The sequence below is a fragment of the Aeromonas sp. L_1B5_3 genome (genome assembly GCF_963866575.1).
Lineage (GTDB): Bacteria > Pseudomonadota > Gammaproteobacteria > Enterobacterales > Aeromonadaceae > Aeromonas > Aeromonas jandaei.
The window spans coordinates 25,384-40,398 of the sequence record NZ_CAWMDN010000068.1 but is presented as its reverse complement, the minus strand read 5'-3'; the positions used below and the strand labels follow the sequence as shown (position 1 = coordinate 40,398).

12 protein-coding genes are annotated in these 15,015 nt (G+C 58.5%); 7 read left to right on the top strand and 5 right to left on the bottom strand.

Translation table 11 applies throughout. The annotated features are described in order from the left end of the window. Positions 1 to 7: 7 nt before the first annotated feature. The 4 genes from AACR93_RS04230 to AACR93_RS04215 all read right to left on the bottom strand — a co-directional run bounded on the left by AACR93_RS04230 (position 8) and on the right by AACR93_RS04215 (position 5,548). Complete coding sequence (locus tag AACR93_RS04230; protein WP_042031682.1) at positions 8 to 1,381, bottom strand: MotA/TolQ/ExbB proton channel family protein; 1,374 nt, start codon at positions 1,379 to 1,381, stop codon at positions 8 to 10. Further along, a complete protein-coding gene (locus AACR93_RS04225) occupies positions 1,378 to 2,142 on the bottom strand; it encodes a DUF3450 domain-containing protein (RefSeq protein WP_042031683.1) in 765 nt (254 codons plus the stop codon). Before AACR93_RS04225 ends, AACR93_RS04230 begins: the two co-directional genes overlap by 4 nt. A gap of 108 nt (positions 2,143 to 2,250) precedes the next feature. Further along, positions 2,251 to 4,806 carry a TonB-dependent receptor gene (locus AACR93_RS04220; RefSeq protein ID WP_043850089.1) on the bottom strand — a complete coding sequence of 852 codons (2,556 nt, stop codon included), beginning with the start codon at positions 4,804 to 4,806 and terminating at the stop codon, positions 2,251 to 2,253. A 451-nt stretch (positions 4,807 to 5,257) separates the two neighbouring features. Next, complete coding sequence (locus AACR93_RS04215; protein ID WP_156152899.1) at positions 5,258 to 5,548, bottom strand: hypothetical protein; 291 nt, start codon at positions 5,546 to 5,548, stop codon at positions 5,258 to 5,260. On the opposite strand from AACR93_RS04215, the gene AACR93_RS04210 reads away from it, so the two are divergent. From AACR93_RS04210 to AACR93_RS04190, 5 genes are all read left to right on the top strand, one after another. Next, a complete protein-coding gene (locus AACR93_RS04210) occupies positions 5,547 to 6,572 on the top strand; it encodes an ABC transporter permease subunit (RefSeq protein WP_043850088.1) in 1,026 nt (341 codons plus the stop codon). The genes AACR93_RS04215 and AACR93_RS04210 overlap by 2 nt on opposite strands. Before the next feature lie 2 nt (positions 6,573 to 6,574). Beyond that, positions 6,575 to 7,618: an ABC transporter permease gene (locus AACR93_RS04205; RefSeq protein ID WP_043850087.1), complete on the top strand. Its 1,044-nt coding sequence runs from the start codon at positions 6,575 to 6,577 to the stop codon at positions 7,616 to 7,618. 151 nt (positions 7,619 to 7,769) lie between these two features. Next, positions 7,770 to 9,587: an extracellular solute-binding protein gene (locus AACR93_RS04200; RefSeq protein WP_043850086.1), complete on the top strand. Its 1,818-nt coding sequence runs from the start codon at positions 7,770 to 7,772 to the stop codon at positions 9,585 to 9,587. 31 nt (positions 9,588 to 9,618) lie between these two features. After that, complete coding sequence (locus AACR93_RS04195) at positions 9,619 to 10,677, top strand: ABC transporter ATP-binding protein (protein WP_043850085.1); 1,059 nt, start codon at positions 9,619 to 9,621, stop codon at positions 10,675 to 10,677. After that, complete coding sequence (locus AACR93_RS04190; RefSeq protein WP_043850084.1) at positions 10,674 to 11,720, top strand: ABC transporter ATP-binding protein; 1,047 nt, start codon at positions 10,674 to 10,676, stop codon at positions 11,718 to 11,720. Before AACR93_RS04195 ends, AACR93_RS04190 begins: the two co-directional genes overlap by 4 nt. 80 nt (positions 11,721 to 11,800) lie before the next feature. Here the strand turns inward: AACR93_RS04190 and AACR93_RS04185 are convergent, their stop codons facing one another. Beyond that, positions 11,801 to 12,412, bottom strand: coding sequence for a YitT family protein (locus AACR93_RS04185; RefSeq protein ID WP_043850083.1), 612 nt, complete (start codon positions 12,410 to 12,412; stop codon positions 11,801 to 11,803). Between the two features lie 241 nt (positions 12,413 to 12,653). Here AACR93_RS04185 and AACR93_RS04180 point away from each other — a divergent pair, with 241 nt between their 5' ends. Together AACR93_RS04180 and AACR93_RS04175 are read left to right on the top strand one after the other, a co-directional pair. Further along, positions 12,654 to 14,003: a UDP-glucose dehydrogenase family protein gene (locus tag AACR93_RS04180; RefSeq protein WP_043850082.1), complete on the top strand. Its 1,350-nt coding sequence runs from the start codon at positions 12,654 to 12,656 to the stop codon at positions 14,001 to 14,003. Then, a complete protein-coding gene (locus AACR93_RS04175) occupies positions 14,000 to 15,013 on the top strand; it encodes an NAD-dependent epimerase (RefSeq protein ID WP_043850081.1) in 1,014 nt (337 codons plus the stop codon). Before AACR93_RS04180 ends, AACR93_RS04175 begins: the two co-directional genes overlap by 4 nt. The last annotated feature ends 2 nt before the right edge of the window (positions 15,014 to 15,015 follow it).

Here is a 15,015-nt window from a genome sequence, read left to right as displayed (position 1 = left end):
TGACTCCTTACGCTGCGGCTTTGGAGGCGTGCAGACGTTCCTGATAACGGGCGACGAAACCGGCGCTCTGCTCTTCCAGCACCTGGATCAGACGACGGCTCTGGGTCTGCACAATGGTGTAGAGGAACAGCATGGGTACCGCGACGACCAGACCCTGCATGGTGGTCACCAGCGCCTCGGAGATACCACCTGCCATCAGCTTGGGATCGCCGGTACCGAACAGGGTGATGGCCTGGAAGGTGGCAATCATCCCCACCACGGTACCGAGCAGGCCCAGCAGCGGCGCGACGGAAGCGATCAGCTTGATGATGCTGATGCCCTTCTCGAACTTGGGCACGTTGCGCAGGATGATCTCGTCGAGCTTTGACTCCAGATCCTCGATGTTGTCACCGCGATGGCTCTGGTAGGCCCCCAGCATGTCACCAATGGGGTTGCCCTTGATGATCTGATCGGATTTCAGCTGCTTGCGCATGGACGAGCCGATCAGCGACAGGCGGATACCGCAGAAGATGGCCAGCAGGGTACCGAGCACGCCGAGCACCATGATGACGTAACCCACTTCACCACCCTGATCGATCCGCTCCTTGAGAGTCGGTGACTGCACCAGCAAAGAGAGGATCACGCCGCGAGACGGGTCGATGAAGATGGGTTTGACCCCGTCACCACCCTGTTCAAACTCGGCGATAGGTTCCAGCACCCCCTTGTCAGGTTGACGAGAGAGCTGCTCGAACTTGCCGGTCTCCGGCACGAAGGTGAGGTACTTGCCTTCGGAGACGGTGTTGAACTCACCGATCTGGGTGACGGTCTTCTCGGCCTGGTTGCCCTCGCCATAAACCACGGTCGCCGGGATCTGGCTCACCTTGCCACCATCAACCATGCGGCTGAGGGTGGTAGTCCAGAACGCTTCCAGATCGTCGCTGGAGGGGAGCTCTTTACTCTCGGCCAGACGGGTCAGCAAGGCAGATTGCTCCGGATGCTCGACCCGACGGGCGGAGGCGTTGAAGATCCCCTTGAACTCACCGGCAAACTGACGCAGCACCCCGAACATCTCACCCATGTTGCCGGAACGCTGGCGCAGGGTTTCAGTCAGCTCGGTCAGCTGCTTGTCATTGGCATCGAAGGTCGCCTTGAGCTGCTCGCCCTTGGCTGTTTCGGCAGCCAGCTCGGCCTTGGCCTTGGCCAGCAGCGCCCCTTGCTCGTTCTTGTCAGCCAGGAAGCGGGCTTCCCGCTCCTTGTTTAGTTGGGATTCGCTCAGGCTGGATGTCTTGACCTGGTTCAGCAGCGCATTGAGATCCACCGGTTTTTCGGCGGCAGTCACCGGCAGGGTGACCAGGGTTGCTCCCGCAATCAGGGAGGCAATAGCAAGTCTGATTCCTTTCATGATGCTTTCTCCGCTGTTTGAACCGGCAGCTTGATCAGCGCGGGAGGAGCCTGCTTCTTGGCGATGCGAAGGCCCTGTTCAACCGCACTGCGATACTCCTGGGGCAACTCTTCCCACTGGCGAGTCTTCTTGTTCCACATGCCGGTCTCATTGCCATCCGGGGACTGATAAAGCAGCGCAATGCGGCCAACGCGCAGGAACTCGTAGGTCTTCTCGCTGCCATCCTTGTCCAGGCTCGCCTTGTAGGACTCGATGGTGCGGCTGAAGCCCTCCTCGATCTGGTAAGCCTCCAGGATCTTGCGGTACTTCTCGGAGATGGTGACATCGGCCCGATTCATCAGGTCGGTCAGAGCCGCTACGCGGTCCTCCCGCTCGACCTTCTGAAACGGCAGATCCAGTGACACAAACTGTTCGAGGGAGTCGATCATCTTGAGCATCAGCGGCACCACTTCGGTGCTGGTCTGATCAATCTGGGCGATCTGCTTTTGCATCGATGCCAGCTCGGCGCTCTGGGATTCGACCATCTTGCCCACCTGCTCGTTGTAGGTGCGCAGACTGTCGACCTGACGCAGGGCGGCCTTGTACTGGGCCAGTGCAGACTCGGCAGATTCGGCATAACTGTCGATTTTCTGCTGGGAAACTTTGGCTGCATTATTGGTGGCGACTTGAGCGTCCACGGCCTGACCGGCAGTGGCGGCACTCAGATTGAAGCTGGTCAACAAGGCGGCCGAAACCAGGCTGCCAAGGAGCGCTTTCTTCATTGTAATGGTCCTTGTCTTCATAGGATTACCCTATCTCCGTAACTTCCTTGGACGTTGGGCACAGCCGGCCCGACCGGGCCGGCTGAGGTTGTATATCAACGGGGTTGATTAGAACTTCTGGGTGTAGTCGATGTAGTAGACGCGACCGTCGATGCTGTAGAGGTCTTCTTCATAGGTGAAGCCATCGCTCGACAGGGAAGGTCCGCGGTTGAACATGTTCTTCACACCGGTCTGGATCTTGGCATTCCAGCTGGTATCGACGGCTACGTTCAGGTTCCAGACGGTGTTGGAGGCGATATGACCCTCTTCCTTGCCATCTACATAATCCTGGCTCTGTGAGTCGATATAGTTGGTGCTCAGGTAGGTATCCAGATTCCACAACTGCGGGAAGTTGGCACCGATCCCGGAGTTGAAACGGAAGTCGGGTTTACCATTCCAGCCCTTCTTGTCGACCATTGGGCCGCCAGCAAACAGACCTTCTTCATACTTCAGGATGTAGCTGCTGCCAAAGTCGTAACGCAGGGTGAAGGAGTTGAAGTCGTACTTGTAGTCCGCCTTGAAGTCGATGCCACTGGTCTTGAGTTGCCCCAGGTTGACCATGCCCGCATAGACCATCTCGACATCACCGTTGGCGTCACGGATGACGTTCGGGTTGCTGCCGGTGTTGAGCTCCTGATAGAACTGGGTCTGGGTGGTGGCCAGCTGGATCACGTCATCAATCTTGATGTAGTAGTAATCAAGCGACAGGTTCAGGTTGTCCAGAGGGTTGTAGGCAGTACCGATAGTGAAGGTATTGGCTGTCTCTTCCTTCAGGTTCTTGTTGGATTGACGAGTGGTCATATACTGCTCTTCAGAGCAGTTGGTCACACCATTTGCCTGGCAATAAACATAGTCCTTGGCAAAGTCAGCTGACTCGGCATCCGCCGCGTAAAGATCGTTCAGACCCGGCGCACGGAACGACTGGGACCAGGAGGTTCGGAACATCAGCTGGTCGAGCGGCTGATAACGCAGGCTCGCTTTGGGCGAGAAGGCGCTGCCAAAATCGCTGTACTTGTCGTAACGCCCCGCCAGGTTCAGCTCGATCTGCTCGGTGATGGGGATCAGACTCTCGATATAGGTGGCAAACACATCGCGCACACCACCACCGGAGTTACCGGATGAACCCAGTACGTTACCCGCTTCGGACTGGCTGTCATAGGTATCGGAGTAAACCCAGTCGTTATACTCGGCGCCCAAGTACCAGCTGACGGGGCCAGCAGGCAATGCGCCCATCTCCCATCCCAGACCGCCATACCACTGGAAGAAGTCCATCTTGGAGTTGCGGCTGGTGGTATAGGAGAGATCCTTGGTGGCGTCAGCGGAGAAGCTGCCATTGACAAACTTGCCGCTGTTGACCTGGGTCTGGACAGCTGGTTCCAGAACATAACCATTACCAATGCTCTGGTTGTCGGTCTTGGAGTACATGTAACCGGCGTTCCACTCCACATCCCCTACAGTTTCGGTCGGAACGGTGCCCTCAAAACCGAGATTCAGGGTACCGGTCAAGTCGGTTACATCGTTGTCACGGGGCCCGACGTTGCTGAAACGGTAGTAAACGGTAGCGGCTTTGGCGGTGCTGAAGTTGTTGGCTGAGAGGACAGCGGCACTTTCGGGGGTGGAACCATCCACGGTGAAGGCACCGGCAGCAGGCGCGAATCGACCAAAACTGGTGACGCGAGAACCAATCATCTGCGGCACAAAATCCACACTGTCATTGATATGGTAACGACCGTTCACATAGACTGTATCACGGGTGCGTGAAGCGGTTTTGGCTGCGACCTTGGCAAAGTCGAAACGGCAAGCCGTGCCCTTGGTGACGAAACCGGGACCAGTGCCTTCACAGTCAACCCCATTCAGAGTACGGGTGACCGTCTTGCCAGTTGTCGCGTCTACCCCCTTGATATTGCGACCATACAGGCTAGGGGACTCAGCCCCCTGCTTGGCCAGATAGTCACGATCCTTGTAGTAGATCTCGTCTTTGACATCGTGCTCGTAGACCATCATCAAGGCGCCCTTCTCACCCGAAACGCCACTGACGATGGAACCGCTCTTCTCATCCCCACCTTCTTCGCTTGGGGAACCGACACGCCCCTGGAATGACAAGCCTTCAAAACCCTCTTTGAGGATCACGTTGATAACGCCACCGATGGCATCAGAACCGTAGAGCGCGGAGCCGCCATCCAGGTTCACTTCCACTCGCTCAACCGCCGCCATTGGGATGGTGTTGAGGTTGATGGCAGTGCCTCCCATGGTAGGAGAGCCAGCAATTCGCTTGCCATTGAGCAGCACTAGGGTGCGATCTTCCCCAAGGCCACGCAAACCAACGGTAGCTTGTGACTGGGCAGAACTGCCGGATGAAGGGGAGAAACCGCCGAAGGAGTTGTAAGAGGCCTGTTTCAGATAATCCGCCACAGTCTGCTGACCAGACTGTTCGATCTGGACCTTGCTGACAGCAACAACAGGAGTTGCGCCCTCGACATCGACACGGGAGATACGGGAGCCAGTAACCTTGATTTTCTGCAGTTTTTCGACGTTCTGCCCTTCTTCGGCAGATACAGATGGGGCTGCAGCAAGGCTCGCCAAGGCGAACGCAATCGCAGCAGAGATTCTGCTCTTCCTAAGCATCGCTTATATCCTTCCTGGTTGTTTATTGTTTGCTTCCTGATACCGCCCTCTTTGGAGCGATGCGTAAGGCTTATCAATCTTTGACTAGCGGCGTCAATGGAGCATGGGTGTGGTGAGGTCAGACGTTAGAATAAGCGGAGTGTATTAATTTCGACCGATATAATTAGTGAATAATTCTGCCAAATACGACCAAACCAATGTAAAGGCATTGTTAAATGCAGTGAATGGCGCTGAATTAAAAATTGATGAACTTATTAGTTAACGTGCTGTCTATTTATATCTTATTTCGACTTACCGGCCTTAATAAGAATAAAACACTAACTTCATGAGGCTTGAACCTGACCTGTTTCATAGGGATAACAGATATAGCCATCGAGATGATATCGTTTTCACTCAATTTCACCAATCCCAACAAATGCAATTTAAATCAAATGCTTATATTTGTTAAAAGTTAAAATAAACAGCTGTTTATATTTTTTAAAATAATGTTGAGCCGTAGCATTTTGTTTTTATTTTCGCTTTTCAGATAAAAAACATCATTTCTCGGTAATTTGGGTCTCAGCGGGTCATTTTTCCCAGTTTTCCATTTCCTTGTACTTGATTTTTGTTGCAGAGCTTTTACAGTGGCCAAGCGGATTGTCTGCTGTTTGGCAACCAATCCAGCGCGTAATTCCAGGAAGGACAGGCCCGTCACCGGATTTGACTGGTCACAAAAAGAACAACAAGGACGAGGTTCCATCATGCTGTCGTATTTCCTACGCCGGACGCTTTTGATCATCCCGACGTTTCTCGGTATTACCCTGCTCGTCTTCACCATCACCCGTTTCGTGCCGGGCGGTCCGGTCGAGCGCATGCTACTGCAAGCCCAGGTTTCCCAGAATGAATCTGGCCGCGCCAGTGGCAGCAAGGGGGCTCAGGCCCTCTCCGATGAACAGATCGAGGAGCTCAAGGCCTTCTATGGTCTCGACAAGCCAATGCTGATCGCCTACTGGGAGTGGCTGCAAAAGCTGGCGGTACTCGATCTGGGCGAATCAACCCGTTATTACGAACCGGTATGGGATCTCATCAAGGATCGGCTCCCCGTCACCGCCTTCTTCGGACTGGCGACCTTTCTGCTAAGCTATGCGGTCTCCATCCCGCTCGGGGTGGCCAAGGCGCTCAGGCACAACAGCCGCTTCGACTCGTTAAGCTCCATGCTCATCTACATGGCCTATGCACTGCCCGCCTACGTGGTGGGGATCTTTCTCATCACCGTCTTTGCGTTTCATCTGGAGTGGCTGCCGATGGGCGGTTTTCCGGGGGACGACTTTGAGTACATGGAGAGCAGCTGGGATCAGATCCGCACTCTCTTTGCCCACGCGTTGCTGCCGCTTATCGCCTACGCCATCGGGGATTTCGCCATCCTCACCATGACCATGAAAAACAGTCTAATGGAGAATCTGTCGGCAGATTATGTGCGCACCGCCGTGGCCAAGGGGTTGCCGTTTCGCAAGGCGGTCACCGACCATGCCATGCGCAACAGCCTCATCCCCATCGCCAGTCACCTGGGGTCTGTGCTTACCGTTTTCTTTGGCGGATCTTTTCTCATCGAGACCATCTTCAACATCGACGGCATCGGCCTGCTCGGTTATGAATCGATCGTCGAGCGGGATTACCCCACCGTTATGGGCATTCTGGCCATCACCTCCATGCTGATGCTGATGGGCAATATCGTCTCCGATATCTGCGTTGCCCTTGTTGATCCGCGCGTGCGGTTTGGAGACTGATCATGAAGCTCAATCCGGTTACCTTGAAAAAACTCAAGCGCTTCACGTCGATCAAGCGCGGTTACTACTCCTTCATCATCTTCACTGCGCTGGTACTACTCTCCCTGCTGGCGGAGCTGCTGGTCAACAGCCGGGCGCTGATGGTGAGCTATCAGGGCCAACTGCACTTCCCCACCTATGGCAATGTGATCCCCGGTCAGCAGTTCGGGCTCGATTATGAGTACGAAACCAACTACCGCCAGCTCAAGGCCAAGTTTGCAGCAGAGGGTCAGGGTGACTGGGTGCTGTTGCCGCCGGTACCCTGGAACCCCTACGAGCAGGATTTCAAGGAGGATGCCTACCCGCCCTATGCTCCGAGCATGGCTGAGCGCCACTTCCTCGGCACCGACGCCAGCGGTCGCGACGTGCTGGCACGGCTGGTCTACGGCTTTCGCATCGCCATCGGCTTTGCCTTTATCGCGCTGGCGGCCAGTTACGCCATCGGGGTCACCATCGGCTGTCTGATGGGCTTTCTTGGCGGCCGCTTTGATCTCATCCTGCAACGCTTTATCGAGATCTGGTCCCAGGTGCCGTTTCTCTACATCATCATGATTCTGGTGTCGCTAGCCAAACCCAACTTCGGCCTGTTTGTAGCCATCAACGTGTTGTTCGGCTGGATGGGGATCACCTGGTACATGCGCACCCTCACCTACAAGGAGCGGGCGCGGGACTATGTGATGGCAGCGCGGGCGCAAGGGGCGACCACCGGACGGATCATCTTCCACCACATCCTGCCCAACACCCTGATGATGATCGTCACCCTGGCGCCGTTCGCCGTGGTGGGCAATATCTCCACCCTGACGGCGCTCGACTATCTGGGCTTCGGGCTGGCACCACCAACCCCGAGCTGGGGGGAGCTGCTCTCGCAAGGCATCAACAATCTGGATGCCATCTGGATCGTGAGCTCGGTGGTGGCGGCGGTGAGCCTGGTGCTGATCATGGTCTCCTTTATCGGCGAAGCGATCCGCGAGGCATTCGATCCGCGCAAATTTACCCGTTACCAATAAGCCAGCCAGTACCAGCGCGCATCTGCAGGCGTCGGATCACGAGCAGTCATTAATGAAGGACGGGCCCCCACCATCGGCGGTCCCGGGAGCAAGGGATAATCCCGTTATCAATCAAGACCCCCAGTGCAGGGGCCAGACCTGGAAGTCAAACATGAAAAATAAAATCAAATGGATAGGTGCTCTCTTTGTGCTGGTAAACGGATCCTGGGTCTGGGCGGCCAGCCTGCCCGCGGATCTCAAATGGGAGACCAACGACATGGATCCTGTGTTCGCCTCCCCCAAAGCGCTGCCGGGCGGCAGCCTCAATATGTTTGTGGACAGCTTTCCGCTGACGTTCCGCACCGTGGGGCCTGACTCCAACGGCTCGTTCCGTTCCTTCATCATGGATAACCAGCTGCGGCTCATCAGCTTCCACCCCAATACCGGCAACCCCATTCCCTCGCTAGCGACCCACTGGGCCATCGCGCCAGACAGCCAAACCGTCTACTTCAAGCTGGATCCACGCGCCAAATGGTCGGATGGCAAGCCGGTCAATGCAGACGACTACACCTTCGGCTACGAGATGATGCGTTCCAAACACATCAAGGGGCCTTGGTTCAACAATTACTACACCACTGAAGTGGTAGCTGTAGAGAAGATCGATGACCACACCATTCTGGTCAAAGCAGGCAACCGCAAGGCCAAGATGGACTTGCTCAACACCACCGAGCTGTGGCCCCAGCCCAAGCACTACTACAAGCTGACCCCCAACTGGGTGAAGCAGTACAACTGGGCCGTGGTGCCCACCACAGGTCCCTACGTGATCAGCGACGTCAAGAAGGGCAAGTCGGTCACCTTCAGCAAGCAGAAGGATTGGTGGGCAAAAGACGATCGCTATAACCAGCACAGATTCAACATCGACACCATCAAGGTGCAGGTGATCCGCGATCACAACATCGCCTTCCGCCATTTCCTGAAAGGGGAGCTTGATACCTTCGAGATGATCCTGCCCAACTGGTGGCATGAAAAAGCGGTCACCCCGGAGTACAACAAAGGCTACGTGCAGAAAGTGATGGCTATGACCGATACCAAACAGGGCGGGCAGGGGGTTCACCTCAATGTGGCCAACCCCAAGCTGGCGGACGTGAACGTGCGGCTCGGCATCCAGCACGCCTTCAACATCGACAAGATGATTAAAACCGTGCTGCGCGGCGACTATGACAGAGCCACCACCTTCGACTCGGGCTTTGGCGAATTCACCGACATCACGCTGCCGGAGCGGGCTTATGACATCGGCAAGGCGCGGGAGTACTTTGCCAAGGGCGGCTACAACAAGCCGGGGCCAGACGGCATCCTGCAAAATGAGAAGGGGGAAAGGCTCACGCTGGCGCTCACCTACACCAGTCAGGAGCACTCCAAGCGCCTGACCGTGCTGAAAGAGGAGGCCAAGAAGGCGGGTCTGGATCTGGAGCTCAATCTGGTGGATGGCGCCACCGGCTTCAAGGTGATGCTGGAGAAGAAACACGAAGCGGCCTGGCTCGGTTGGGGCGGCGGCGGTCTCTATCCGCAATATTGGGAGTTTTTCCACTCCTTCAACGCCAATAAACCGCAGACCAATAACCTATTCAACGTGGCTGACAAGGAACTGGACGCGCTGATCGACACCTACAACGTCGAATTCGACATGGCCAAACGGGCCAAGCTCTCCCAGCAGATCCAGCAGCGCATCTATGATCTCGCCATCTTCGTGCCAGGCGTGCAGCTCAACTATGTGCGGGCCAGCAGCTGGCGTTATGTGATGCTGCCGGAGGTGCCTGCCACCAAGAATACGCCGGATCTGCTCTACTGGCCGATGGACGGTTATCCTCACAGTAGCGGCGGTCTGCTCTGGCTCGATCCCAAGGTGAAGGAAGAGACCCACAACGCCAAGGAGGCAGGGGAGGCGCTGGCGCCCATCAACCTGCTCGACAAGACCTATGTACGTCATTGATATTCAGGCCATTGCGAAGGGAGCAGCTGTTATGCCCAACACCCAGGCCCCCATTCTTGACGTACCGGATAACGGGGGGGAGTTCGCCGCTGATAACGGCCAGCACCCAGCCCCAATCCTCGAAGTACGCGATCTCGAGGTGGAGTTCGCCGTCGACGATGGCAAGATCAAGGTGCTCGACGGGGTCAGCTTCAAGGTGGCCCCAGGTCAGACGCTGGGGATCGTCGGCGAGTCCGGCTGCGGCAAGAGTGTCACTTCACTCGCCATCATAGGGCTCTTGCCCAAACCCCACGGTCAGGTGGTAGCCGGTTCCATCCGCTTTCAGGGGGAGGAGTTGCTGTCGCTTGCGCCGGATCAGATGTACAAGGTGCGCGGCAACCGCATCTCGATGATCTTTCAGGAGCCGATGACGGCCCTCAACCCGGTGCAGACGGTGGGGGAGCAACTGATGGAGGTGTTTCGCCTCCATCGCCCCGAGTATGACAAGGCCCAGCGCAGAGCCGCGGCCATCGCCATGCTGCAGAAGGTGGGGATCCCGGAACCGGCCCAGCGCTTTGCGGTCTATCCCCACAACCTCTCCGGCGGCATGCGCCAACGGGTGATGATCGCCATGGCGCTCTCCTGCGAGCCAGACCTGCTTATCTGTGACGAGCCGACCACGGCGCTGGATGTCACCATTCAGGCCCAGATCCTCGAACTGATGAAAGAGCTGCAGGCCCAGACCGGCATGGCCATCATCTTTATCACCCACGATCTGGGGGTAGTGGCGGAGCTGTGCGACGAAGTGGTGGTGATGTATGCCGGGCGGGCGGTAGAGCAGGCCGACGTGTTCGAGCTGTTTGATCACCCTCGTCACCCCTATACCCACGGCTTGATGAGCTCGATCCCGCGACTCGAGGATGAGCCCAAGAGCCTGCTCAAGACCATCAAGGGACAGGTGCCAGCCCTGCACGAGATGCCCGCTGGCTGCCGCTTCTCCAACCGCTGCCCCCACGCGACCGATCTCTGTATCAGTGCCATTCCGGCGGTGGAGCAACTCAATCCGCGCCACCATGTCGCCTGTCACTACTGGAAGGAGTTGACCCCATGAGCACTCTGTTATCGGTCAGGGATCTGAAACAGCACTTCCGGCTGGGAGGCGGGTTCCTGCGCAAGCAATATACGGTTCACGCGGTGGATGGCATCAGCTTCGACCTGAAACAGGGAGAAACGCTGGGGCTGGTGGGGGAATCGGGCTGTGGCAAGTCCACCCTCGGACGCAGCCTGCTCAAGCTGTTCGAGCCGACCGCGGGCACCATCACCTTCGAGGGGCGCGATATCACCGCCCTCAGCCAGAAGGAGATGCGCTCCTTGCGTCAGGAGATGCAGATGGTATTTCAGGATCCTGCAGAATCCCTCAACAGCCGCCACACCGTGGGTCAGATCCTGGAGGAGCCCTTTATCATCCACGGTAAAGGCAACACTGAGCAGCGCCGCGGCTGGGTACAGGAGCTGCTGGCAAAAGTGGGCCTGCCGGGCAGCGCGGTGGATCGCTACCCCCACGAGTTTTCCGGCGGTCAGCGCCAGCGGATCGGCATCGCCCGCGCCATCGCCCTCAAGCCCAAACTGCTGGTATGCGACGAGGCGGTCTCGGCCCTCGATGTCTCGGTGCAGTCGCAGATCGTCAACCTGCTGCTCAGCCTGCAGCGGGAGATGAACCTCTCCATCATCTTTATCGCCCACGATCTGTCGGTGGTCAAACACATCTCGGATCGGATTGCGGTGATGTATCTGGGACGGATCGTCGAACTGGCGGATGCCCAGTCGCTCTATCTGGCGCCGCGCCACCCTTACACCCAGGCGTTGATCTCCGCCATTCCGGTACCGGACCCGCGCAGGCGCAGCCAGCGCATTCTGCTGACCGGCGATGTGCCCTCCCCCATCTCGCCGCCAAGCGGCTGCCACTTCCACCAGCGCTGTCCCCATGCGACCGAGCTGTGCAAAAGCAAAGCGCCCAAGCTTGAGGCGTGTGATGAGGCCCATCATCAGGTGTCCTGCCACACCCCGCTCGCCGTCGGTAGTCACGCCATCAGCGGCAGTTCCATCAGTAGCAACGCTACGAGCGGTGACAGCAGGCTGGAACAGGCGAGCTAGGCGCAGCGAAAAAGGCCAGGGTAGAAACAGACGAGGCGGCCATCAGGCCGCCTCGTGCTATCGGGTCAATCTGCCAACCGTCAGGCGATCTGGTAGCGCCCCGGCTTGTGGTTGAGTGTCAACACCAGATTACAGATAACCGCCGCCACGATGGAGAGGGCCAGAATCCACGGCTGTACCACGAAGAACGAGGCGATGACGATGGCACAATCGAGCCCCATCTGCAGCTTGCCCGCCCGGATGCCAAAGCGATTCTGAATAAAGAGCGCCAGAATATTGAAGCCCCCCAGACTCGACTTGTGGCGAAACATGATAAGCAGCCCCATACCGATCAGGGTGCCACCGATCAGCACCGCATAGAGGGGCTCTATCTTGCCGATCTGCAGCACGCCGTTGAGGTGATCGGTCATGTAGGAGACCGCCGCCACCGAGACGAAGGTGTTGAGGGTAAAGCGCGGCCCCATTCTGAGCCAAGCGAGCGCGTAGAAGGGCAGATTGATGCCGAAGAAGAGCAGGCCAAAGCTGATCCCCGTCACCTGTTGCAGCAGCAGCGCCAGCCCGGCGGTACCGCCGGTGAGCAGGCCCACCTGATGAAACAGGAAGATGCCGAGGGAGACGAAGCCTGCCGCGGTCAGCAGGGCCAGCACATCCTCATAGACGGGATGGGCAGTACGAGTCGAGGTGTTGTCCATAACCTGTATCCAAGCGAAGTAAAGAGAGAGTGTCTGTCGCCTGCCCTATTCGGCAGGCTGCGAGCCCTGTCGACAGGGCTTCGTTATGAGGCCCAGTCTATTTTTTGTGAAAATGATCACAACAAGAGGGCTGCACGCCCCATTCTGGTGCCTGTCATCCGGCATTGACACTCGCTGCACCAAGATGCAGCATGCCGCCCTCTGATACCCCGCATCCCATCCGCAGCAAGAGGCGTTTTCCATGAAGGTCACCATTTTTGGCACAGGCTATGTCGGGCTGGTTCAGGCCGCCGTTCTGGCCGAGGTGGGCCATCAGATCTGCTGCATCGATGTGGATGAGGCGCGGATCGCCGCGCTTCGGCAGGGCCAAATCCCCTTCTACGAACCGGGGCTGGCACCGCTGGTCGAGAGCCATCTGGCCAGTGGTCGTCTGCACTTCTCTGCCGACCCCGCCGTCGGAGTCGAGCACGCCGACCTGCTGCTCATCGCCGTAGGCACACCCGCAGATGAGGATGGCTCTGCCGATCTGCAACATGTGCTGACGGTGGCCGACACCATAGGCCGGCTGATGAGCCGCCCCAAGCTGGTGGTGACCAAGAGCACTGTGCCGGTCGGCACGGCGCAGCAGGTGCGGCAACATATTCAGGCCCGGCTGGCCGAGCGTGGACTGGCTCTTGAGTGCGACGTGGCGGCTAACCCTGAGTTTCTCAAGGAGGGGGCGGCAGTCAGCGACTGCATGCGGCCGGATCGTATCATCATCGGCTGTGATAGCGAGATGGCGCTGGAGCAGTTGCGTGCCCTCTACGCCCCCTTCAACCGCAACCACGATCGGATCGTGGTGATGGATCTGCGCAGTGCCGAGCTCACCAAGTACGCCGCCAACGCCATGCTGGCCACCCGCATCTCCTTTATGAACGAGATGGCGGCACTTGCCGAGGAGCTGGGGGCCGATATCGAGGCGGTACGCCAGGGGATGGGGGCCGATCCCCGCATCGGTTACCACTTCCTCTACCCGGGCTGCGGCTATGGCGGCTCCTGCTTCCCCAAGGATATCCAGTCCCTGCTGCACACAGCCCGCCGCGTCGACTGCGACACCCCGCTGCTCGCCGCGGTCGAGCAGGTCAACCGGCGCCAGCAGCAGAAGATGGCCGAGCGACTGCTGAGTCACTTCGGCCCGGATCTGCGCGGCCGCACGTTTGCCCTGTGGGGGCTGGCGTTCAAGCCCGGCACCGACGACATGCGCGAAGCGCCGAGCCGCCCGCTGCTGGCCGCCATCTGGGCTGCTGGCGGCAAGGTGCAGGCGTTTGATCCCAAGGCGATGGCACGCGCTCGCGGACTTTACGGCGAGCGGCCCGACCTGCAGCTCTGCGCCACGCAGGAAGAGGCGCTGGAGGGGGCCGATGCCCTGCTCATCTGCACCGAGTGGCAATCCTTCCGCGTCCCCGACTTTGCCCGGATGAAGAGCCTGCTCGCCAGCCCCGTCATCATCGACGGACGCAACCTCTACGATCCGGCTCGCCTGCACCAGCAGGGCTTTTGTTACTACGCCATCGGGCGCCCTCACCTCCCTCTCGCACAGGTGCAACCATGAACTGGCTGGTGACCGGGGCCGCCGGTTTTATCGGTTTTCACGTGGCCAGCCGGCTCTGCGCGGCAGGTCATCGGGTGGTGGGTATCGACAACCTCAACGACTACTACGAGGTGAGTCTGAAAGAGGCGCGACTGGCGCAGTTGGCTGGCTTCCCCCATTTCCACTTCGAACGGGTCGATCTGGCGGATCGCGAAGCGATGGCGACTCTCTTTGCCCGTCATGGCTTCGAGCGGGTGATCCATCTGGGGGCGCAGGCGGGGGTACGCTACTCGCTGGAAAACCCGTTTGCCTACGCCGACAGCAACCTCACCGGCATGCTGACAGTGCTGGAGGGGTGCCGCCAGCACGGCATCCGGCATCTGCTCTACGCCTCCTCCAGCTCGGTTTATGGTCTGACCGACCAGATGCCCTTCACCACCGAGCAGCCGGTGGATCACCCGGTCTCCCTCTACGCTGCCACCAAGAAGAGTGGCGAGCTGATGGCTCACGCCTATTCCACGCTCTATGGCCTGCCCACCACAGGGTTGCGCTTTTTCACCGTCTACGGTCCCTGGGGTCGGCCCGACATGGCCATCATCAAGTTCACCCGCGCCATCCTCGCGGGCGAGCCTATCGACGTCTATAACCACGGCGATCTCAGCCGCGACTTCACCTTTATCGACGACATCGTCGAGGGGATCCTCGCCGTCGCCGAGCAGCCGCCCCGTCCCAATCCCGATTGGCACGCCAGCGAGCAAAGCCCGGCCGAGAGCGCCGCGCCCTACCGCATCCTCAACATCGGTCATGGTCAGCCGGTGCGGCTACTCGACTTTATCGAGGCGCTGGAAGAGGCCCTCGGCAAGCCCGCCATCAAGCGGATGCTGCCGATGCAGGCGGGCGACATGCACGCCACCTGGGCCGATAGCGAGCCCCTCCACACCCTCACCGACCTGCGCCCCGCCACCACCATCAAGGAGGGAGTCGCCGCGTTCGTCCGCTGGTATCTCGACTACTATCAGCCCGACGCGTGAAA

Bases quoted from the DNA above. Each gene is read 5' to 3' on its own strand.
- AACR93_RS04230 (WP_042031682.1), bottom strand. From the start codon at position 1,381: ATGAAAGGAATCAGACTTGCTATTGCCTCCCTGATTGCGGGAGCAACC.
- AACR93_RS04225 (WP_042031683.1), bottom strand. From the start codon at position 2,142: ATGAAGAAAGCGCTCCTTGGCAGCCTGGTTTCGGCCGCCTTGTTGACC.
- AACR93_RS04220 (WP_043850089.1), bottom strand. From the start codon at position 4,806: ATGCTTAGGAAGAGCAGAATCTCTGCTGCGATTGCGTTCGCCTTGGCG.
- AACR93_RS04210 (WP_043850088.1), top strand. From the start codon at position 5,547: ATGCTGTCGTATTTCCTACGCCGGACGCTTTTGATCATCCCGACGTTT.
- AACR93_RS04215 (WP_156152899.1), bottom strand. From the start codon at position 5,548: ATGATGGAACCTCGTCCTTGTTGTTCTTTTTGTGACCAGTCAAATCCG.
- AACR93_RS04205 (WP_043850087.1), top strand. From the start codon at position 6,575: ATGAAGCTCAATCCGGTTACCTTGAAAAAACTCAAGCGCTTCACGTCG.
- AACR93_RS04200 (WP_043850086.1), top strand. From the start codon at position 7,770: ATGAAAAATAAAATCAAATGGATAGGTGCTCTCTTTGTGCTGGTAAAC.
- AACR93_RS04195 (WP_043850085.1), top strand. From the start codon at position 9,619: ATGCCCAACACCCAGGCCCCCATTCTTGACGTACCGGATAACGGGGGG.
- AACR93_RS04190 (WP_043850084.1), top strand. From the start codon at position 10,674: ATGAGCACTCTGTTATCGGTCAGGGATCTGAAACAGCACTTCCGGCTG.
- AACR93_RS04185 (WP_043850083.1), bottom strand. From the start codon at position 12,412: ATGGACAACACCTCGACTCGTACTGCCCATCCCGTCTATGAGGATGTG.
- AACR93_RS04180 (WP_043850082.1), top strand. From the start codon at position 12,654: ATGAAGGTCACCATTTTTGGCACAGGCTATGTCGGGCTGGTTCAGGCC.
- AACR93_RS04175 (WP_043850081.1), top strand. From the start codon at position 14,000: ATGAACTGGCTGGTGACCGGGGCCGCCGGTTTTATCGGTTTTCACGTG.